Raw genomic sequence first — 20,141 nt, 5'->3', positions numbered from 1 at the left:
AGGTTCGCTAGGCTGCGAACGATCGGTTTCGGTGAACGGGGGCAGGCCATGTTGCGGCGCGGGGAGGTGTTCGCCGGGTTCGTCATCGAACGCGAGCTGGGTCGCGGCGGCATGGGCGCGGTGTACGCCGCCCGCGACCGCCGACTGCCGCGGCTGACCGCGCTCAAACTGATGCACCGGGACCTGTTCACCGACCGGGAGGTCCGCGCCCGGTTCGAACGGGAAGCCGACCTGGTCGCCCAGCTCGACCACCCGAACATCATCACCGTCTACGACCGTGGGCTCGACGAGGATCGGCTGTGGATCGCGATGCAGTTCGTCGACGGTGTCGACGCCTCGGCGGTCCCGGCCGCGCGGTTCGGGGTGGAGCGGATCGCGCAGATCGTCGCCCAGACGGCGAGCGCGCTGGACTACGCGCATCGGCGCGGCGTGCTGCACCGCGATGTGAAGCCCGCCAACATCCTGCTCTCCCAGACCGCCGGTGTCGGCGCCGGATTCGACGAGCGGGTCGTGCTCACCGACTTCGGGATCGCGAAACTGCTCGACGACACCGGCGGTCTGACGCGCACCGGCCAGTTCACCGCCACCATCGCCTACGCCTCCCCCGAACAGCTCACCAGCTCTCCGCTGGACCACCGCTGTGACCAGTACTCCCTGGCCTGCACCGTCTTCCGGCTGCTCACCGGCACCGGGCCGTTCGACGCTCCCAACCCTGCCACCGTGATGCTCGGTCACCTCAACGCCCCGCCGCCGCAGGCCAGCTCGCTGCGCGGCACCCTGCCGCCCGCCGTCGACACCGTCCTCGCCAAGGCGATGGCCAAGGACCCGGCGCACCGCTTCGGCACCTGCACCGATTTCGCGCTCGCCCTCACCGACGCCCTGCGTCGCCGCTCCCAGCCGTCGACGGGCGGACTCCCACTGACCCGAGACCAGCCCAGAACCGGCGCGTCACCGGCGACGCGCGCCGGCTCGCCCCCGGACGACCGCCGCCGCCCCCACGCCACGAGCGGCCCGCCCGGCCACAGCCACCGATCGGACACGGCCCGGGCGGATTCCCCGCGAACGCCGGCGCATGATCTCGCCCGCCGCCTCGACCCGACAACCCCGGGCCCGGCCACCCCGGCCGACGGCCGACCCCGGATCGACACCCGGCACCCGGATCGCCACCCCGGCGCCGAGGCAGGCCCGCCTGTCCCCCACCGCTCCGCCGGAAGACCGCCCGGAACACCGGCTTCCGACCCGGCGCACTCGGTCGTCACACCTGCCCAAGCCACACCGCACTCCGCCGTAACACCCTCGAGCGCAATAGCTTCCGATCCCGCGCGTCCTGATTCGCCCGACGACGACCGTGCCGCCCAGCGCAGTTCCAGCGGACCGTCCGCGGGCGCACCCTCGTCCGGCCTTCGCCACGGCGGTACCCACGCGGGTGATGCGCCCCCGGCCGCCTCGGTCTCCGAACGCGAGCGGCACCAGCACCACGCGGCGACATCGCACTTCGAACGCGAGCATCGGAGCCGTGACGCGGTACCCACCGCGGCCTCGGTGTGGCTCAACGCGGTGCACGGCTGTCTGCTCGGCGGCGCGATCGGAGACGCGCTCGGCGCACCGGTGGAAGCGCTGTCGCTACACCGGATCCGGGAGATCCACGGCCGCGACGGTGTCACCGATGTCGACCAGCCGCGCATTTCCGAGGAGACGCAGCTGACCGCTTTCACGGTGGAGGCGTTGATCCGCGGCTCGGTGCGGGCCAGGGCCAAGGGCATCGGCGGGGCGACCATGGGGCTGTTGCAGCAGGGCATGCTGGTGTGGTTGCGGGGCCAGGTCGCCGAGGTGCCCGCGCAGCGGGTGACGCTGTTCAGTTCGCTCAGCGGGCACCCCGAGCTGATCGAGCAACGGGGCGTGGCCAATTCGGTGTACACGGCGCTGCGGCAGGCCGCCCAGCGGCAGGCACCGACGGACCCGCTCGGCACCCGCGAGCGCCCGATCAACAACTCCAAGGGCAGCGGCGCGGTGATGCGGGCCGCGCCCTGCGGATTCGGCTACGCGGCGGACCGTTCCGGCGCAGCGACCGGCACCATCTTCGAATTGGGCTGCGACGCCGCCGCTCTCACCCACGGCCACCCGAGCGGCTGGCTGCCCGCGGGCACCCTGTCCGCGCTGATCTACCGCCTCGCCCGCGGAAACGACACCCCCACCGCGCTGTCGCACGCTCGCACCGAGCTGGCGAGCTACCCCGACCACGAGGAAACCTCGACCGCGCTCGCCGCCGCAGCCACACTGGCCGCTCGGATCGAGCGCGAACAGCGCACACCGACACCGGAAGACGTCGAATCCCTCGGCGCGGGCTGGATCGGCCCGGAGGCCCTCGCCATCGCCGTCTTCGCGGTACTCGCCGCCGAGAACCTCGGTGGCCCACCGCACGACATCGTCCGCACCGGACTCCTGCTGTCGGTCAACCACTCCGGCGACAGCGACGCCACCGGCTCCCTCGCGGGCAGCCTCCTCGGCGCGCGCTACGGCCACACCGCCCTGCCCCGCCGCTGGGCCCGCACCGTCGACGCCCGCCCGGCCCTCGACCGCCTCGCCACCGACTACTGCACCGAATTCGGCCTCACCCCACCCCGCGACGAACACGGCCACCCCACCCGCGACTGGTTCGACCGCTACCAGGCCTGACTCCTCGACAGCGCCGACGCGCGATCACTCCCGGACCGCCACGCACACGGCCCAGCGAACGATTCCACCGACACCGCTGCCGATCGCCCCTCGGCCACACACGCACTCGGGCCCCGGCGGACTGTTCCGCCAGGGCCCGAGGGCTCGTTCCGCCTTACAGGTCCGCGATCGCCGCCAGCGGTGGCGTGCGCGCAGCCCGTACACCCGGCCACACCGCGGCCAGCACACCCACCACGCCCGAGGCGATCAGCACCGCCACCAGCTGCGACCACGGGATGGTGATCTGGTCGATGCCGAGGTCACGCAGGGTGCGCAGGAAGCCGACGCCGAGGGCGATGCCGAGAACGAGGCCGACGATGGCGCCGAAGATCGCGATCAGCATGGATTCCAGATAGATCGTGCGGCGCACCTGAGAGCGTTGGGTGCCGACCGCGCGCAGCATGCCGATCTCCCTGCGCCGCTCCACCACCGACAGGGCCAGGGTGTTGATGATGCCGAGCACGGCGATCACCACTGCCAGCGCGAGCAGGCCGTAGAGGATGGCGAGCAGGGTGTTGATCTGCTGGCCCTGCGCGCCCTTGAACTCCTCGTGGTCCTGCACCTGCACCACCACGAACGGCTCCGTGGCCTTCTCCAGATTCGTCCGCATCGCGGCGAGATCGGTGCCCGGCTCCGCCTTCACCAGCACGAAGATGTTGGTGCGCAGACTCTGCGGCATCAGCTTCTCGTAGACGCCGGGATCGACGACCATCGGCCCGAGCAGCGGCGAATTGGCGTAGATGCCACCGACGGTGAGCTCGAGCTTCTGGTTGTCGAGGCTGGTCACGGTGACCTTGTCGCCGACCTTCCAGCCGCGCTCGGTGGCCGCGGTCTCGTCGACGAGCAGCCCGTTCGCCGCGATCGTGGTGGAACCACTGATCACGTCGATGTCCATGACCGGATCGATCGGCCCGTCGGGGGAGGTGGCGCCGATCTGCTCGCCGTCGACCTTGAACGCGACGACCCGGATCCCGGTGACATCACTGACCCCTGGCACCTCCGAGCGCACGGCGTCGACCGCGCCGATCGGGGCGCCGATCATCTGCGGCCCCGCCAGCACGTACTCGGCCTTCACCCCCTTGTCGATGAGCACACCGACACTGGTCTTGGCCGAGGCGCCGAGAATGCCGATCGCGGAGACCAGCATCAGGCCCAGGGTCAGCGCGAACGCGGTGGCGGCGGTGCGGCGCGGATTGCGGACCGCGTTGTTGCGCGCCATCTGCCCGATCGGCCCGAACGGCCGGGTGAGCACGCCGAGCACCAGCACCATCGGCCGGGACAGCGCGGGCGCGGCCAGCAGCACGGCCAGGATCAGCCCGAGCGCGCCGATGCCGACGGTCACCGCCGCGCTCTTGCCGGTGCCCTGCGCGCCGAGGTACACCAGCACACCACCGACCACCGCCATGACCGCGCCGACCACGGTGCGGATCCGCAACGAGTCACCCGCGCTGGCGAATTCCGAACGCATCGCCTCCACCGGCGGCACCTTGGCCGCCCTGCGCGCCGGCGCGTAGGCGCTGGCCACGGTGACGATCAGGCCGACGAGCAGCGCGACGATCGCCGTGCGCGGCAGCACCGTCAGCGATCCGGTGGGCAGGCCCAGATCGAAGGCGTTGAGCAGCGCCGACAAACCGAACGCCAACCCGATGCCCGCGACGAGACCGATGACGCTGCCGATCAGGCCGATCACGACGGCCTCACCGACCACCGACCGCCCGACCTGTTCCCGGCTCGCCCCGATCGCGCGCAGCAGCGCCAGTTCGCGCAGTCGCTGGGCCACGATCATCGAGAAGGTGTTGTAGATGATGAAGGTGCCGACGATCAGCGCGATCGCGCCGAAGGCGAGCAGGAAGTAGTTGATGAAGGTGAGCGCCTCGGAGATCTCCTTCTTCATGTCCTCGCGGACCTCGTCGGCGTTCTGCACCTTGTAGTTGGGCAGTCCGGCGGCCAGCTGATCGCGCAGGTCGTCGGCGTCGACGCCCGGTTTCGCGGCGATGTCGGCGTAGGCGACGTGCGTGCCGTCGGTGAACAGCTTGCGGCCCTGCTGCTCGGTGAACATCACCGCGACCACACCGCTGCTCTCGGCGCCCGGCATCTCGTAGATGCCCGTCAGCGTCACGTCGAACGGGTCGCCCTTGGACGGGATGAGCACCTTCGTCCGCTGCCCTACCTGCAGGCCCGCCTTCTCGGCGCCGCTGCTGTTGAGCGCGATCTCGCCCGCCTCGGCGGGCGGACGACCGGCGACGAAGGTCTCCGGATCCTCGACCGCCTGCTCCGGTGGCAGGTAGGACAGGCCGAAACTCGGTGCGCCACCGGTCTGCACGGCCTTCTTACCGTCGGGCTCGAGCAGCACGACGGGCCCGTTCACGGCAGGCGCGACACGGTCGACACCGTCGGCTTTGGCCAGCGCGTCGACGATATTGGTCGGTACGCCGAGCGACTGCCGCTCCTTCGGGCCGACGCGCACGTCCACGCCCTGGGCCTGGCCCTCGAAGATGCCGTCGAAGGTGCGCTGCAGGGTGTCGGTGAAGACGAACGACCCGGAGATGAAGGCGGTGCCGAGCACCACCGACAGCAGCGTCAACGCCAGCCGCACCTTGTGCGCGGCGAGATTGCGCAAGGCCACCTTGCGCATGGGGTTGCTCATCGGGTCTCCAGCGCCTTCATCCGGTCGAGGATCGAATCCTGGGTCGGATCGCGCAGTTCGTCCACGATCCGGCCGTCGGCGAGGAAGACCACCCGGTCGGCGTAGGCGGCGGCCCGCGGATCGTGTGTCACGATCACCACGGTCTGCCCGAACTCGTCGACCGAGGCGCGCAGGATCGACAGCACCTCACCGGAGGAGTGCGAATCCAGGTTGCCCGTCGGCTCGTCGCCGAAGATGATCTCCGGCTTGCCGACCAGCGCGCGGGCACAGGCGACACGCTGCTGCTGACCACCGGACAGTTCGCTCGGCCGGTGCTCGAGCCGGTCGCCGAGGCCGAGCCGCTTGACCACCGTGTCGAGCCACTCCTGATCGGGCTTGCGGCCCGCGATGTCGAGCGGCAGGGTGATGTTCTCCAGCGCCGTCAGCGTCGGGACCAGGTTGAACGCCTGGAAGACGAAGCCGATCCGGTCGCGGCGCAGGGCGGTCATCTGTTTGTCGGACAGGCCGGTCAGCGCGGTGTCACCGATGCGGACCGCGCCCGCGCTCGCGCTGTCGAGCCCGGCCAGGCAGTGCATCAGCGTGGACTTGCCCGAGCCGGAGGGGCCCATGATGGCGGTGAACTCGCCCCTGGCGAACTCGGCCGACACCCCGTCCAGGGCCTTGACCTGGGTATCTCCCGAGCCGTACAGCTTGACCAGATCGTGCGCGGCGGCCGCGATCTCCGTGCCGGCAGCCGCGTCGGCGGCCTCGGTGCCCATGGCGTGCGAAGTCATGGTGTCCAGTCTGTCTGTCCACCGCGCACCGCGCCATCCGGGATTCCCCTTAGTCCCCTGGGATAACCCATTCGAAGGCCGCGGACTTGGAGCGCGCGCCCTCGGCGGTGCGTGACCGGTTCGGTTCACCCAGCTCGGCGAGCAGTTCCTCGGTGAGGCCGACCAGGCTCGCCAGCGTGTCGGGGGTGAACCAGTCGGGGCGGGTGGCGAAGAGGATGTCCTCGGAGGCGGTGTTGCCGCTGGCGCCCGGCGCGAACGGGCACCCGCCGAGGCCACCGAGCGCGCCGTCGACCATGTCGGCGCCCGCCGCGACGGCGGCGAGGGTGTTCGCCACGCCCATCCCCCAGGTGTCGTGGCCGTGGAAGACGATCCGGCGCGGCGGCGTCTGCGCCCGCACGGCCGCGACCAGCGCGCTCACCTGCCCGGGGTGGGCCTGGCCCAGTGTGTCGGCGAGGACGATGTCGACCGCGCCCTCGGTGCGCGGATCGTTGGCGATGGCCAGCACCCTGGCCGGGTCGACCCGGCCGTCGAACGGGCAGGTGAAGGTGGTGGCCAGGCACAGCTGGATCTCGCCGCCCGCCTCGCGTGCCAGCCGGATCGCGTCGGGCATCGCGGCGACCGAGGCCTCCGTGTCGCGCCCGATATTGGCCCTGTTGTGCGCGTCCGACACCGAGAAGCAGTACTGGAAATTGCGCGCCCCGGCCGCCGCCGCCTTCTCGACATGCCGGGGCGTGGCCACCCACACCCAGCATTTCGCCAGATCATCGGGGGTGAGCGCGGCGATCAACTCGAGCGAGTTGGCCATCGGCGGCACGAGATCCGGCCTGGCCATCGAACCGATCTCCAGCGCGGGCACCCCGGCGGCCAGCAGCCGCCGCACGATGTCGACCTTGCGCTCGGTCCCGAGCACCTTGCCGGTGAGCTGCAGACCGTCGCGCAGCGTCACATCCCGCAGCAGCGGGGCCGTCATCGCGGATCCGATTCCCGGGCGGGAACGCACATCACCCCGCCGCACGGCTTGTCACCGACGCTGGCCGGGGTCGGATGGACGGTCGGGCGCACATGGCCGGGACCGCGCTGCTCCCACTTGCTGCGCACCGGTGGGCGGCGCCTGCCGTGTACTCGCCTGCTCACTTCGCCTCCAGCGCGTCGATCTGGTCGTCACTCATCCCGAGCAGTTCGCCGAGCACCGCTCTGGTGTGCTCGCCGAGGTCGGGGCCGACGTTCCGGATCGGCAGCGACTGTTCCCCGATCACCGGGACGATGCCGGGGAACCCCACCAGCTTGAGTTCGGGCTCGCCCACGTCGACGGGGAACGTCTGGATCATATTCCGTGCCCGGTACTGCTCGTCGGCCACGATGTCGGCGGCGGTGTAGATCGGGCCGCACGGGATCGCCGCGTCGTCGAGCAGTTTCAGCGCCTCGTCGCGGGTGTGCCGGATCGTCCATTCGGCGATCGAGGCGTCGAGCCGTTCGCGGTTCCGCCAGCGTCCGGCATTGTCGGCCAGCTCGGGGTCGGCCGCAAGGTCGGGGCGGCCGATGAGCCCCATGTACCGCTGGAAGATCGCGTCACCGTTGCCGCCGATGATGATGCTGTAGCCGTCGCTGGTCGGGTAGGCGTTGCTGGGCGCGATGCCCTCCATCCGGCCGCCCACCCGCTCGCGATTGATCCCGTAGGCCAGGTGGTCGGGAACCAGCGACTCCATCACCGACAGGATCGACTCGTTGAGCGCCACGTCGATGATCCGCTCCGCCTGCGGCACCGGTCCGCTGACCCGTTCCCGCTGGAACAGCGCCATCACGGTGCCGAAGGCCGCGTAGATGCCCGCGATCGAGTCACCGATCGAGACACCGACGCGCACCGGCGGCCGGTCCGGGTCACCGACCAGTTCACGCAGGCCACCGACCGCCTCCGCGACCGCGGCGAAGCCGGGGCGCGCGGCCATCGGCCCGGTCTGGCCGTAGGCGGAGATGCGCGTGATGACCAGCTTCGGGTTGGCCTCCTCGAGCACCTCCGGCCCGAGCCCCCACTTCTCGAGCATGCCGGGCCGGAAGTTCTCCAGCAGCACATCGCAGTGCCGCACCAGGTCGAGCACGACCGCCCGGCCCGCCTCGGTGCGCAGGTCGAGCACGATCGACTTCTTGTTGCGGTTCACGGTGCGATACAGCATGGACGTGTCGCCGCCGTAGAGCCGCCAATTGCGCAGCTCATCGCCCGTTCCCGGCCGTTCGACCTTGATCACCTCGGCGCCGAAATCGCCCAGAATGCGTCCGGCGGTGGGAGCGGCCACATAGTTGCCGAGTTCCAGGACCCGCACTCCGTCCAACGGCAATTCCGCCACCCCGGGACTATAGCGTGCCGTCCGGTAGCCCGATCGTCGGCCGTCGGGCTCACATGATGTGCGCCCCGGCTGGGAGGTGGTCGGTGAGTTACCCATGTTCGTACGAGACCAGATCGCGCCGTTCGTAGATCGATGCGGGGTACCCGGAGAGGTCTCAGCTGGCCAGGAGCTCGGGCTCCTCGACGATCGAGTAGTGCTCGGCGTTGCCCTGGATGACGGTGCTCGCGCGGCCGTCGACGCCGATCGGGATGTCGCCCGCGAGGGTGATGCGGGTCAGGCGGCGGGGCTGGTCGTCGTAGTCGTCGATCGCGTAGTGCTGGGTGGCGCGGTTGTCCCAGATGGCGACGTCGCCGTCGGCCCAGGTCCAGCGGGTGGTGTTCTCCAGCCGCGTCACCCGGTCCTGGAACAGGCGGAACAGCGCCTGCGACTCGCTGGTGGACAGGCCGACGAAGTTCTTCACGAAGTGCCCGAGCAGCAGCGCGCGCTCGCCCGTCTCCGGATGCACGCGCACCACCGGGTGCTCGGTCTCGTAGTAGGTGGACTGGAACTCCGCCCGGTACTCCTCGGACTTCGGGCGCAGCGGCTCCACATTGCGGGCGGCGTAGTCGTAGACATTGGTGTGCACGGCGCGCAGGTTGTCGGCGAGCAGTTTGAGCGGCTCGGGCAGCGAGTTGTACGCGGCGACCGTCGAGGCCCAGGTGGTCGAGCCGCCGTAGGTCGGCAGGTATTCGGCGCGCAGGATCGACGCCTTGGGCACCCGGTCGACGAAGGTGACGTCGGTGTGCCAGGAATTGGCCCGCCCGTTCTCGGAGTCGATGGCCAGGCTCTTCACGCCCTGCGAGGTCACCGTCGGGTGCGGGGTGGTCGGGCTGCCGAGCAGCTGGGCGAACTCGTGCTGACCGTCCTCGGTGAGGTGGTCCTGGCCGCGGAAGAAGATCACCTTGTGCTCGTTGAGCGCGCGCCGGATGGTCGCGACGGTCGCCGCGTCGAGATCACCGCCGAGGCGGACGCCGTCGACCCGCGCGCCGATGTGGGCGCCGAGCTTGGTCACCGTCACGGTGGCTGGGGTGGCGTGGTCGACCGTCATGGGGGATCACCTCTGTCGTTGTGGAACGGTTGATGCGCGTCAAGCACACCGCGAAATCCGTTCCACTGACAGGTTTTCTCTCGGGGTGATCGGAACGGCTCAGCCGAGGTTCTCCCGCAGGTAGGCCAGGTCGTCGGCGACACCGTCGACGGGGGTCTCCAGGATCACCGGCGCGCCCGCGGTGCGGCACACCTCGGCCAGCAGCTGCGGATCGATGGTGCCCTCGGCGAAGTTGGCGTGCCGGTCGGCGCCGGAATCGAACTCGTCGCGCGAGGAGTTCAGGTGCACCAGGTCGATCCGGCCGGTGATGCCCTTGATCCGCTCGACGATGCCGACCAGATCCTCCCCGCCCGCCCACGCGTGACAGGTGTCGAGGCAGAACCCGGCGCCGTAGTCGCCGACCGCGTCCCACAGGCGGGCGATGGTGTCGAAGTGGCGGGCCATGGCGTGATTGCCACCCGCGGTGTTCTCGATCAGGATCGGCACCGCGAAGCCGCCCTTGTCCTGCTGACGCTCGAACAGCTTGCGCCAGTTGTCGATTCCGGTGTCGAGCTCGGCGTCGGAGCGCACGTGCCCGCCGTGCACGACCAGGCCGAACGCGCCGAGTTCGGCGGCGGCCTTCGCCTGCTGGGCGACGGCGTTGCGCGAGGGCATCCGCAGCCGGTTGTTGAGGCTGGCCACATTGATCTGATACGACGAGTGCACGACGACCTCGATCGGACTGGCCAGGATCTCGGCGGTCTTCGGATGCGGCTGGGGTTTGTCCCAGCTCTGTGGATCGACCACGAACATCTGGATGACCTCGGCGCCGAGCTTCTCCCCGAAGCCGATCGGATCGCTCTCGTCACGAACGTGTGCTCCAATGCGCATGACGCCACCCTAATCCGCGGCACCGACACCGATCGCCGGATGTTGCGCACCGGGGGCTTCGGGAGATACATCGGTAGAATTTCGACGGGTGCTCTTGCCCTGGAGGGGGTGACTTCGCGGTGTTGCGCAAAGGCGACGTGTTCGCCGGGTACACGATCCGGCGCGTGCTCGGCCACGGCGGGATGGGGGTGGTCTACCTGGCCCGTCATCCCCGATTGCCCCGGCTCACCGCGCTCAAGCTGCTCAGTCGCGACCTGTCCGCCGACGAGGAGATCCGGCACCGCTTCGAACGCGAGGCCGACCTCGTCGCCCAGCTCGAGCATCCCAACATCGTCAACGTCTACGACCGGGGCACCGAGGACGACCAGCTCTGGATCTCGATGCAGTTCGTGGCTGGCACCGATGTGGCCACGGCCGACGTCAACGTGCTCACCCCGGGCCGGGCCGTGCAGATCGTGGCCGAGACCGCGACGGCACTGGACTTCGCGCACGCCAGCGGTGTGCTGCACCGTGATGTGAAACCGGCCAACATCCTGCTGGCCAAACCGCCTATCGGGCGCCCGGAACGCGTGGTGCTCACCGACTTCGGCATCGCGGCCGTTCGCGACAGCGAGACGACGCTGTCCTCCTCGGGCAGCATCACCGCGACCCTGGCCTACGCCGCGCCGGAGCATCTGGCGGGCGCCCCACTCGATCACCGGGCCGACCAGTACTCGCTGGCCTGCACGCTGTTCTGGATGCTCACCGGTTCGGTACCGTTCGCCGGGCCCAATCCGGCCGCGGTGATCCAGGCCCACCTGAGCAGGCCGGTGCCGCCACTGCGCAGCCTGCGGCCCGATCTGCCGCCGACGCTGGACGCCGTGCTGGCCAGGGGCACCGCCAAGCGCGCCGACCTGCGCTACGACAGCTGCGCCGAATTCGCCGAGGCGGCCAAGGCGGCGTTGTTCGCGGTGCCGGGCCCGTGGCAGCAGATGATGCAGCCCACCTCGACCGGTGTGGTCCTGCGGGCGCGCGAACCGTATCCGCCGCATCAGTATTCGCGTCCGGCCACGCCGCCGCAGCCGTATCCGCAGGCACCGCCGCCCACTCACGTCACCCCGGCGCAGCCGCATCCGCAATCGGCGCCGCCGCGACCGTCGACGGGCAACACCGCCGTCCCGCCCCGCCGGGGCACCCAGCGCCGCGGCACGATCGACTTCCCCGGCGGCCGTAATCATCCCGGCTACATCGTGCCGCCCCAGCCCCGGCGGCCGCCGTGACCGGTGGCGTCGGGTCGGCACCCGCGCGAGCAACCATCCGCGCGGTCGGCGACTGCTAAGGTTTCGTTGATTTTCCCGTGGCGGGCCACCCGGCCGCGGCTTTCTTGCTGTACGCGCGTGCGCTGGTGGGTCCCGGGGCACGGCGGGAAGTGGAGCAGACAATGCTGGCCAACGGAGATGTCTTCGCCGGCTACGTCATCGAACGGCAACTCGGCCGTGGTGGCATGGGATCGGTCTACCTCGCCAAGCATCCGCGCTTGCCGAGGATGACCGCGCTGAAGTTGCTCAACCGGGAGATGTTCTTCGACGCGGAGGTGCGCGCGCGGTTCGAACGGGAGGCCGACCTGGTCTCGCGCCTGGACCACCCGAACATCGTCACCGTGTACGACCGCGGTCTCGACGACGAACAGCTGTGGATCTCCATGCAGTTCATCGACGGTGTCGACGCCGCCTCGGTGGACCCGCAGACGCTGCCGCCCGCCCGCGCGCTGCAGATCGTCAAGGAGACCGCCGACGCGCTCGACTACGCGCACGGCATGGGCGTGCTGCACCGCGACGTGAAGCCGGCCAACATCCTGCTCGCCCGCTCCGGCGCCGGCCGCGGCGAACGGGTCTACCTCACCGACTTCGGCATCGCCCGCCTGCGCGACGACACCGGTCATCTCACCCAGACCGGCACCTTCACCGCGACCCTGGCCTACGCCTCCCCCGAACAGCTCACCGGCGCGTCCCTGGATCACCGCTCCGACCAGTACTCCCTGGCGTGCACGCTGTTCTGGCTGTTCACCGGCTCGGGGCCGTTCACCGCGACCAACCCCGCCGCCGTCATCCAGGGGCACCTTCAGCAACCGCCGCCGCCGCTGAGCAGCGTGCGGCCCGGCCTGTCGTACGCGCTGGACGGCGTGCTCGCCAAGGCGATGGCCAAGCGGCCCGACGACCGGTTCGACTCCTGTTCGGACTTCGCGGCCGCCGCCTTGGCCGCGCTGAACAATCCCAGCGCCCCCGCGCTGCCGATCGTGGGCACCGGCGGCGCGATGCCGATCACCGGCGGCGGCCAGCGCCCGACGACCGGCGGCGCGATCCCGCAGACCGGCTCGCCGTATCCCGTGGCCAACCAGAACCCGATGACGGGCGGCCCGATGCACACTGCCACCCAGGGTCCGATGACCGGTGGGCCGATGCGCACCCAGGGTCCGATGACCGCGGGTCCGATGCCGAACCAGCAGCTCACCGGTGGCGCCGCGACGCAGCACCCCTATACCCAGCAGTCGCGACCGCAGTACCCCACTCCGCCGTCGCCGCCACGTCCGCCGTCGAGCAACTTCGCGCAGTACCCGCAGGGGCCGCGCCCGCCGTCGAAGTCCAATACCGGGCTGATCGTCGGCATCATCGTCGCCCTGGTCGTGGTGGTGCTGCTGGTCGTGGTCGGTGTCGCGCTCAGCGGCGGTGATTCCGGTGGCGGCGGGACCTCGACGACGACGTCGACGGCCGCGGGCAAGCACGTCACCCCGAACGCCGACGCGATCAGCGCCGAGTTCAGCCGGATGGTGCCCGCCAACACCGACGGCGACATCGGCTACAACGGCGCCTCCTGCTGGGAGACCGATTCCAGCTACACACCCTCGGCCAACGAGGGCGACCCCGACTTCGGGGCCTGGGCCTGGCAGTGGCGCTGCTACGACGGTGGCGGTGCCAACGGCAACGACCCGTTCTACCGGATCTACGTCTACAACTCGGCCGCCGATGTGCAGGCGGTGATCAACGGGCTGCCCACCAACACCAAGTCGGTCGACACCAACGGCGGCAAGCAGTACACCAACTACAAGTTCACCGACAACGGCAACAAGATCATCACCCAGTTCACCGGCGATCCCGACCGCGCCCAGTTCCTGATGTTCACCGACGGCTACGGCGAGGCCGACGAGTTGTTGCGCTGGTGGCGTTCCGCCCCGCTGAACTGAGGATGATCGACGAGAGCGGCGTCTTCGCCGGCTACACCATCGAGCGGCTGCTCGGCCGCGGCGGCATGGGCTCGGTGTATCTGGCCCGGCACCCCCGGCTGCCGCGGCGCACCGCGATGAAGCTGCTGAACCGGGAACTGTTCTTCGACACCGAGATCAGGGCCAGGTTCGAACGCGAGGCCGACCTGGTCGCGCAGCTGGAGCATCCGAACATCGTCACCGTGTACGACCGCGGCGTCGAGGACGAGCAGCTGTGGATCTCGATGCGCTACATCGACGGCTCCGACGCGGCCTCGCTGACGCCACCCGTCGACGCGGCCAGAGCGGTGCGCATCGTCGCCGAGACGGCGGCCGCGCTGGACTTCGCGCACAGCAGGGGCGTGCTGCACCGCGATGTGAAACCGGCGAACATCCTGCTCGAACCGGTCGACGGCGGCGAGCGGGTGTATCTCACCGATTTCGGTATCGCGCGGCTGCACGACGACAAGGCCGCCAAGCTCACCCAGACCGGAACCTTCACGGCCACCCTGGCTTTCGCGTCCCCTGAGCAGCTGTCCGGCATCGCCCTCGACGGCCGGGCCGATCAGTACTCCCTGGCCTGCACCCTGTTCCGGCTGCTCACCGGCGCCACCCCGTTCGAGGCGGGCAACCCCGTCGCGGTCATCCAGGGCCACCTCCAGCAGCCGCCACCCCGCGCGAGTGCCCTGCGCCCTGACCTGCCGCCCGCCCTCGACGCCGTCATCGCGCGCGGCATGGCCAAGCGCCCGGCCGAGCGCTTCCCCACGTGCGCCGACTTCGCCGCGGCCGCCGCGCGAGCCCTGACGGATCCCACTGCCGCGCAACCGTTCCCGCCGTCCTCGCCCACCAGGACCTACCCCTCCGACTCCCCGTACACCCCGGCCCCCGGCTATCCGCTCGCGGCGATGCCGCTCACCGGCCCGGACCAGCGAACTCCGAATCCCTGGCTCACCACCGGTTCACCGTCGGCACCGGGCATACCCCAGGCCGCATCAGGTCAGCCGCCGACACCGGGCGCATCGCAGGCCGCCTGGGGACAGCCGTCGACACCGGGGACACCCCAGGCCGCATCAGGCCAGCCGCCGACACCGGGCGCATCGCAGGCCGCCTGGGGACAGCCGGCGGCGCCCGAAATGCCGCGGGCATCGCGAGACGACGCGCCGGCGGCCGCAGGGGTTGGCGCCCAGCCGTTCGTCCCCGGGGAGCCGCGGCATCCGTGGGGCGAGCCCTCGCCGGTGCCGTGGAGTGTGCCGCGGCCGGGTCCAGGTATCGGGACGGGACGGCCGCGGGACGCGGCGGATCGGGGTGAGCGCCGCTCGAGTGTGGCCGACGACTATCTCGGGCGCGACCGGCATTCGCGGTGGAAGGCGACGCCAGCGGGGTGGGCGGCGGCGCTGGTGCTGTTCGGAATGGTCGGCTGGCTGATCTTCGGCCAGCTGACCACCCCGGATGACACCATGGCCGCCGGTGCGACCACGAGCGAAACACCCACGCCCACCACCACGGCCGCCCGGCGACCGACGACCACCACCAAGCCGACGACCGATCGCCAGATCATCGGCGCCAACGCGGCCACCCTCAGCGCCGCGTTCCCGGCCATGCTGCCCGCCACCACCGCGAGCACCCTCGTGCACGCGGGTTCGGGCCTGGACGGCGCGGGCTGCTTCGCCTACGACCGCACCACCGCCAGCCGCGATACCGACGACGCCGACATGGGCGACTGGTTGGTCATGTGGCACTGCTTCGGCGGCGGCAACAAGGCGATCTACGAGTTCTTCCTCTACCCCTCGCAGGCCGAGGCGGCGCGGGCCGTCGACGCCCTGCCCGCCAACGACGCCCGCGCGGCGACCCACACCGGCCACGGCTACACGAATTTCGTGCTGCACGACAGCCAGCCGCTCTCGCCGCGCATGGTCACCCGCTTCGACGCCGACCCGGACCGCGCGGCCGTGCTCATGTACAGCCGCGGCTTCATCGCCGACGAGGCGCAGATGCTCGAGTGGTGGCAGCGCGCGCCGCTGGTCTAGCGCGCGTCGGCCCGCGTCAGGGTGAAGTAGGTGAAGTCGCGGACCGCCTCGTATCCGATGGCCTGGTAGATCTTGTTCGAGGTCGGATTCGCCAGGTCGGTGAACAGGCAGGCATCGCCGCCCTCGGCCCGGATGACGCCGGAGACGGCGGCCGTCAGCGCGCTCGCGAACCCGTTGCCACGGTGTTGCGGAGGCGTGTACACCGGCCCGATTCTGGCCCACCCGAGGACCTGCGCCTGCCGGGCGGCCAGCGCGACCGCCTCGCCGCCGTGCTCCCACAGCCACCAGAACCCGGCCTCGACGCGCTGCCGGATGGCGTTCTCGTCCAGGTGCGGCGGGTCGCCGATCTCGCGGTAGAACTCCTGGGCGAAAGACCAGCACAGCGCGAGGTCGTCGGTGGTGGCGAGGCGCGGCTTCCCCGCGGCGGGCGGCACGGTCAGGGTGCCGAGCCGGAACAGCCGCGCCGAGTACAGCGCCGACGCGGACCCGCCGGTGCCGCTGGACCACCGGCGCGCGAAGGCCGCCGCGTCGACGTGGTCGCCTTCGACACTGGTCGGTCCGGCGGTCTCGGCCGTGAAGGCGTCGGCCACGGCGTCGACGCTGCCCGCCGGCAGCTCCCCGAGATAGATCCGGCCACCGTTGGCGCTGGTGGCGGCGCCGACGACCGTGCCGCTGTCGTCGCGCACCGTCAGGTACCTGATCCCGGCGGCTCGGCCGGCGAGCATGTTGGCGACGCCGGTCGCGATCACCGTGTGCCGCAACGGGTCGCGCCGCAGGAAGGCCTCGGCGGCGGTCAGGAACTCGGCCGCGTCTCCGGTGATATCGATCCGCATGGCATCGACGGTAGGCCCGGAACGGGCGGATCGCACTCGAATTGTGCTGCGGTTCAGCCCTTCCCGAGCGCCTCGCGGTCGGTGCGCAGCTTCAGCAGGATCAATCCCGCGGTGCAGGCCAGGATCAGGCCCGCGACAGTGACCTCCACGTGCAGGCCCGCGATACCGAGCCCGGCGCCGACGAGTCCGCCGACGAAGAACAACCAGCCCATGACCCGCGCGACGACCGCGACAGCGCGATTGCCCGGCGGGTTCGACAGTGCGTGCTGAACATTTGCCGCCGCGACCGAATCACCGTTCGCCGCTGCGGGTTCCAGCCGGGGTGTCGAGTAAGCTCCCATCAGATTCTCCTCGGTGACGCCGATCAGATTCTTGCGTCGCGCAGACTTCGCGCGTCAGGGGTCTCGTTCCGGGCGTCTCATGCGTAACTTTGCTCACACACGCTACGACCCGGCGACGCCGATCGCGCGCGACACGTCCCCGCGACACGCTGACGAAATCAATCCGATATCTGACTCATGAGCATTTAAAATGCTATCTTTCGCCACTCCTGCACTACTGTGAGGCGACTCGAAGTCGACGAGGAGTGCACGCGATGGATGACAGCAGGGCCAAGATCGTGGGTCCGGCAATCGCTGTTGGCGCGGTGTCGCTCGGTTTGATCGTCATCGGCGCCTGCGGTGTGGGACAGCAGGATGTCTATGTCCCGCCACCGCCCCTGCGTGCGAATCTCGCCGCCGCGCCGAGCCCGGTCGCCGACGAGACGACATCGACCACGACCCGGGTGCCGATCCCGCCGTCACCCACCTGGCGGATCGCGCCGTACATGTCGCCGCGGAAACCGTTCAGCCTCAGCTCCACCGAGACCTCGCCCTCGGAACGGCCGCCCGAGGGCGAGTCCACCGAGTCCGCGCCGCCCGAGGCCGCCACCACCGAGTCGCGCCCCGCCGAGACGACCACCGAGGATCACTCGACGACGACAGCGCCGCGCACGACCACCACCCGGCCGCGGCCCACGTTCACCACCCCGCCGCGCACCACCCGTCCCACCGTCGACCCCGAGGTCGAGGAAACCACCGAGACCACCGAGCCCGACCTGCCGACGACGCAGTCGCACGACCGCGCCGTCCCGACCACCACTCCGGTCGAGCCGACCACCGCCGAGCCGCCGACCACCGTCGAGGCCGGCTGACACAGCGATGGTGCGCACCCCCGCCGGGGCACGCACCATCACCGCTCGGCCCTACAGCTCCGGCAGGTCGTAATCGCCGACGCGATCGGCGAGCACCCGCCGATGTTCCAGCGCACCGCCGAGCGTCTGCCCGATCGCGGTGAGCCGGGCGACGTAGTGGCTCACCGGATACTCCGCGGTGACGCCGATACCGCCGTGCATCTGGATCGCCTCGCGCTCGATGTGATCGGCCGATCGGCCGACCTGCAGCCGGGCGCGGGAAGCCACCACCGGATCGTTGCCGCCGTCGGCCAGCGCCGCCGTCGCGAAAAGGCTCATGCTGCGGGCCAGTTCGAGTGAGACGTAGCAGTCGGCCGCGCGCTGGGTGAGCGTCTGGAACTTCGACAGCGTGACCCCGAACTGCTTGCGGGTCCTGAGGTATTCGGCGGTCAGGGTCAGCGCGATCTCCATCGCGCCCACCGCCTCCGCGCACAGCGCCACCTGCGCGTGGCCCTGGGCCAGGGCGATCTGCTCGGCGGCGTCGACGGTGTCGCCGAGCAGTTCACCTGCGGCGCCGTCGAATTCGAACTGGGCGGCGCGCCTGCCGTCGAAGGTGCGGTAGGTGGTCTTGCGCACGCCCGCCCCGTTCGGATCGACCAGCAGCAGGCCGACCCCGCCGCCGGGCAGCACCGCGCTGACGATCAGCTCGTCGGCGCAGTCGCCGCGCAGAACGGGGTTCTTCACCCCACTGAGCGCGTAACCGTCGCCCTGGGCGTTCGCGGCCGTGGTGACCTCGGTGGACGGCCAGCGCTGCCCTGGTTCGTCGTGGGCGAAGGCCAGCAGCGTCTCGCCGGCGGCCAGGGCGGGCAGCAGCCGGGAACGCTGCTCCGCGCTGCCGGTGAGCCGCAGCAGCTCGGCCGGGACGACGACCGCGTCGAGCACCGGTTCCGGGGCAAGGGCGCGGCCGAGTTCCTCCTGCACCAGCATCGCCTCGACGGGGCCGGCGCCGACCCCGCCGTCGTCCTCGTCGATGGTCAGGCCGAGCACGCCGAGGTCGGCCAGCTGCTTCCAGACGGTGCGGTTCCAGCCGAGGTCGGTGTCGCCGATCTTGGTCAGCGCCTCGCTGTCGTAGGACCGGTGCAGCAGTTCGCGCACCGTGTCCCGCAGCATCGTCTGTTCTTCGGTGAGTTGGAGATCCATGTCAGCGCCTCACAATCCGAGGATCGTGGAGGAAATGATCGAGCGCTGGACCTCGCTCGAGCCTCCGTAGATGGTGACCTTGCGATAGTTCAGATAGCCGGGTCCGGCGTGCTGGGCCCAGCCGGGCGAGGCGATGCCGTCGGCCTCGACCGGGAGCGCGTCGGCGCCCGCGATCTCGAGCAGCAGTTCGGTGGCCGCCTGCTGCAGTTCGGTGCCCTTGAGCTTGAGCACCGAGGAGGCCGGATTCGGCTTACCGTCGGCGGAATTGGAGACCACGCGCAGCTGGGTCAGTTCCAGCGCGAGCAGTTCGTTCTCCAGTTCGGCGACCCTGGCGGCGAACACCGGGTCCTCCATCAGGGTGCCGTGGCCCGTCCTGGTCTGGCGCGCGTAGTCCTTGGCGAGCCCGATCTTGACCTTCGTCTTGCCGACGCCGGTGATCGAGGTGCGCTCGTTGCCGAGCAGGAACTTGGCGTAGGTCCAGCCCTGGTTCTCCTCGCCGACGAGCTGGTCGGCGGGTACCCGGACGTTCTCGAAGAACACCTCGTTCACCTCGTAGCTGCCGTCGATCAGCTTGATCGGGCGCATGGTGACACCGGGCGACTTCACGTCGAAGAGCAGGAAGGAGATGCCCGCCTGCTTCTTGGGCGCGTTCGGGTCGGTGCGCACCAGGCAGAAGATCCAGTCGGCGTACTGGCCGAGCGTGGTCCAGATCTTCTGGCCGTTGACGATGTAGGAATCGCCGTCGCGCACCGCGGTGGTACGCAGCGAGGCGAGGTCGGAACCGGCGTCGGGCTCGGAGAAGCCCTGGCACCACCAGATGTCGAGCGCGGCGGTGGGCGGGAGGAAGCGCTGCTTGAGCTCCTCGGAACCGAACTGGGCGATCACCGGGCCGACCATGGAGGCGTTGAAGGTGAGCGGCTCCGGCACCGAGGCCAGCTGCATCTCGTCGAGCCACAGGTGGCGCTGCATCGGCGTCCAGTCCTTGCCGCCCCAGGCCACCGGCCAGTTGGGCACGGCCAGGCCGTGGTCGTTGAGGATCTTGTTGGCGGTGACGATGTCGTCACGGGACAGCTCGTGCCCGTACTTCACGCGGTCACGGATCTCGACCGGGATCTCGGTCGTGTAGAAATGCCGGAGCTCGTCGCGGAAGGCGACCTCTTCAGGGGAAAGGGCTATCTTCATCCGGGTCTCCCAGCGTGGTTGGTAGCCGTCGACAAAAAACCTACCCCCGGGTAAGC

15 protein-coding genes are annotated in these 20,141 nt (G+C 70.3%); 5 read left to right on the top strand and 10 right to left on the bottom strand.

Features of this window, described 5'->3' with window-relative positions; translation table 11 throughout:
• Window positions 1-48 precede the first annotated feature (48 nt).
• Entirely contained in the window at window positions 49-2,676 is a 2,628-nt protein-coding gene (locus AB0H56_RS04780) for an ADP-ribosylglycohydrolase family protein (protein WP_357157161.1), read from the top strand.
• 154 nt (window positions 2,677-2,830) lie between these two features.
• Here AB0H56_RS04780 and AB0H56_RS04775 read toward each other — a convergent pair whose 3' ends face one another.
• The 6 genes from AB0H56_RS04775 to AB0H56_RS04750 form a co-directional block, all read right to left on the bottom strand.
• The gene (locus AB0H56_RS04775; protein WP_357157158.1) at window positions 2,831-5,362 is read right to left on the bottom strand and encodes an FtsX-like permease family protein; all 2,532 of its coding nucleotides are present in this window, start codon (window positions 5,360-5,362) and stop codon (window positions 2,831-2,833) included.
• Window positions 5,359-6,135, bottom strand: coding sequence for an ABC transporter ATP-binding protein (locus AB0H56_RS04770; protein WP_357157155.1), 777 nt, complete (start codon window positions 6,133-6,135; stop codon window positions 5,359-5,361). Before AB0H56_RS04770 ends, AB0H56_RS04775 begins: the two co-directional genes overlap by 4 nt.
• Before the next feature lie 49 nt (window positions 6,136-6,184).
• Window positions 6,185-7,105 carry a hydroxymethylglutaryl-CoA lyase gene (locus tag AB0H56_RS04765; protein WP_357157152.1) on the bottom strand — a complete coding sequence of 307 codons (921 nt, stop codon included), beginning with the start codon at window positions 7,103-7,105 and terminating at the stop codon, window positions 6,185-6,187.
• A 160-nt stretch (window positions 7,106-7,265) separates the two neighbouring features.
• Window positions 7,266-8,477: a CaiB/BaiF CoA-transferase family protein gene (locus AB0H56_RS04760; RefSeq protein WP_357157149.1), complete on the bottom strand. Its 1,212-nt coding sequence runs from the start codon at window positions 8,475-8,477 to the stop codon at window positions 7,266-7,268.
• Between the two features lie 154 nt (window positions 8,478-8,631).
• Window positions 8,632-9,564, bottom strand: coding sequence for a TauD/TfdA family dioxygenase (locus AB0H56_RS04755; RefSeq protein ID WP_357157146.1), 933 nt, complete (start codon window positions 9,562-9,564; stop codon window positions 8,632-8,634).
• Window positions 9,565-9,663: 99 nt separating this feature from the next.
• Entirely contained in the window at window positions 9,664-10,434 is a 771-nt protein-coding gene (locus AB0H56_RS04750; RefSeq protein ID WP_357157143.1) for a deoxyribonuclease IV, read from the bottom strand.
• A 119-nt stretch (window positions 10,435-10,553) separates the two neighbouring features.
• Here AB0H56_RS04750 and AB0H56_RS04745 point away from each other — a divergent pair, with 119 nt between their 5' ends.
• The 3 genes from AB0H56_RS04745 to AB0H56_RS04735 all read left to right on the top strand — a co-directional run bounded on the left by AB0H56_RS04745 (window position 10,554) and on the right by AB0H56_RS04735 (window position 15,699).
• The gene (locus AB0H56_RS04745) at window positions 10,554-11,693 is read left to right on the top strand and encodes a serine/threonine-protein kinase (protein WP_357157141.1); all 1,140 of its coding nucleotides are present in this window, start codon (window positions 10,554-10,556) and stop codon (window positions 11,691-11,693) included.
• Window positions 11,694-11,854: 161 nt separating this feature from the next.
• Entirely contained in the window at window positions 11,855-13,654 is a 1,800-nt protein-coding gene (locus tag AB0H56_RS04740; protein WP_357157137.1) for a serine/threonine-protein kinase, read from the top strand.
• Between the two features lie 2 nt (window positions 13,655-13,656).
• A complete protein-coding gene (locus AB0H56_RS04735) occupies window positions 13,657-15,699 on the top strand; it encodes a protein kinase (RefSeq protein ID WP_357157134.1) in 2,043 nt (680 codons plus the stop codon).
• Here the strand turns inward: AB0H56_RS04735 and AB0H56_RS04730 are convergent.
• Together AB0H56_RS04730 and AB0H56_RS04725 are read right to left on the bottom strand one after the other, a co-directional pair.
• Window positions 15,696-16,532, bottom strand: coding sequence for a GNAT family N-acetyltransferase (locus AB0H56_RS04730; RefSeq protein ID WP_357157131.1), 837 nt, complete (start codon window positions 16,530-16,532; stop codon window positions 15,696-15,698). The two genes, AB0H56_RS04735 and AB0H56_RS04730, sit on opposite strands and share 4 nt — an antisense overlap.
• A gap of 53 nt (window positions 16,533-16,585) precedes the next feature.
• Window positions 16,586-16,873, bottom strand: a complete 288-nt coding sequence (locus AB0H56_RS04725) for a hypothetical protein (protein WP_357157128.1) — start codon at window positions 16,871-16,873, stop codon at window positions 16,586-16,588.
• Between the two features lie 254 nt (window positions 16,874-17,127).
• Between AB0H56_RS04725 and AB0H56_RS04720 the strand changes: the two genes are divergently transcribed.
• Complete coding sequence (locus tag AB0H56_RS04720) at window positions 17,128-17,724, top strand: hypothetical protein (RefSeq protein WP_357157125.1); 597 nt, start codon at window positions 17,128-17,130, stop codon at window positions 17,722-17,724.
• A gap of 51 nt (window positions 17,725-17,775) precedes the next feature.
• Here AB0H56_RS04720 and AB0H56_RS04715 read toward each other — a convergent pair whose 3' ends face one another.
• Window positions 17,776-18,903, bottom strand: a complete 1,128-nt coding sequence (locus AB0H56_RS04715; RefSeq protein ID WP_357157122.1) for an acyl-CoA dehydrogenase family protein — start codon at window positions 18,901-18,903, stop codon at window positions 17,776-17,778.
• Window positions 18,904-18,912: 9 nt separating this feature from the next.
• Window positions 18,913-20,085 carry an acyl-CoA dehydrogenase family protein gene (locus tag AB0H56_RS04710; RefSeq protein ID WP_233000464.1) on the bottom strand — a complete coding sequence of 391 codons (1,173 nt, stop codon included), beginning with the start codon at window positions 20,083-20,085 and terminating at the stop codon, window positions 18,913-18,915.
• Between the last annotated feature and the right edge of the window lie 56 nt (window positions 20,086-20,141).

This window comes from Nocardia sp. NPDC050717 (assembly GCF_040654275.1).
In the GTDB taxonomy this organism is placed as follows: domain Bacteria; phylum Actinomycetota; class Actinomycetes; order Mycobacteriales; family Mycobacteriaceae; genus Nocardia.
Note: the sequence above shows the minus strand (reverse complement) of the source record. Positions and strands in the feature narration are given on the sequence as shown.

Coding starts and splice junctions, on each gene's coding strand:
- AB0H56_RS04780 (WP_357157161.1), top strand. CDS start 49: ATGTTGCGGCGCGGGGAGGTGTTCGCCGGGTTCGTCATCGAACGCGAG.
- AB0H56_RS04775 (WP_357157158.1), bottom strand. CDS start 5,362: ATGAGCAACCCCATGCGCAAGGTGGCCTTGCGCAATCTCGCCGCGCAC.
- AB0H56_RS04770 (WP_357157155.1), bottom strand. CDS start 6,135: ATGACTTCGCACGCCATGGGCACCGAGGCCGCCGACGCGGCTGCCGGC.
- AB0H56_RS04765 (WP_357157152.1), bottom strand. CDS start 7,105: ATGACGGCCCCGCTGCTGCGGGATGTGACGCTGCGCGACGGTCTGCAG.
- AB0H56_RS04755 (WP_357157146.1), bottom strand. CDS start 9,564: ATGACGGTCGACCACGCCACCCCAGCCACCGTGACGGTGACCAAGCTC.
- AB0H56_RS04750 (WP_357157143.1), bottom strand. CDS start 10,434: ATGCGCATTGGAGCACACGTTCGTGACGAGAGCGATCCGATCGGCTTC.
- AB0H56_RS04740 (WP_357157137.1), top strand. CDS start 11,855: ATGCTGGCCAACGGAGATGTCTTCGCCGGCTACGTCATCGAACGGCAA.
- AB0H56_RS04735 (WP_357157134.1), top strand. CDS start 13,657: ATGATCGACGAGAGCGGCGTCTTCGCCGGCTACACCATCGAGCGGCTG.
- AB0H56_RS04730 (WP_357157131.1), bottom strand. CDS start 16,532: ATGCGGATCGATATCACCGGAGACGCGGCCGAGTTCCTGACCGCCGCC.
- AB0H56_RS04725 (WP_357157128.1), bottom strand. CDS start 16,873: ATGGGAGCTTACTCGACACCCCGGCTGGAACCCGCAGCGGCGAACGGT.
- AB0H56_RS04720 (WP_357157125.1), top strand. CDS start 17,128: ATGGATGACAGCAGGGCCAAGATCGTGGGTCCGGCAATCGCTGTTGGC.
- AB0H56_RS04715 (WP_357157122.1), bottom strand. CDS start 18,903: ATGGATCTCCAACTCACCGAAGAACAGACGATGCTGCGGGACACGGTG.
- AB0H56_RS04710 (WP_233000464.1), bottom strand. CDS start 20,085: ATGAAGATAGCCCTTTCCCCTGAAGAGGTCGCCTTCCGCGACGAGCTC.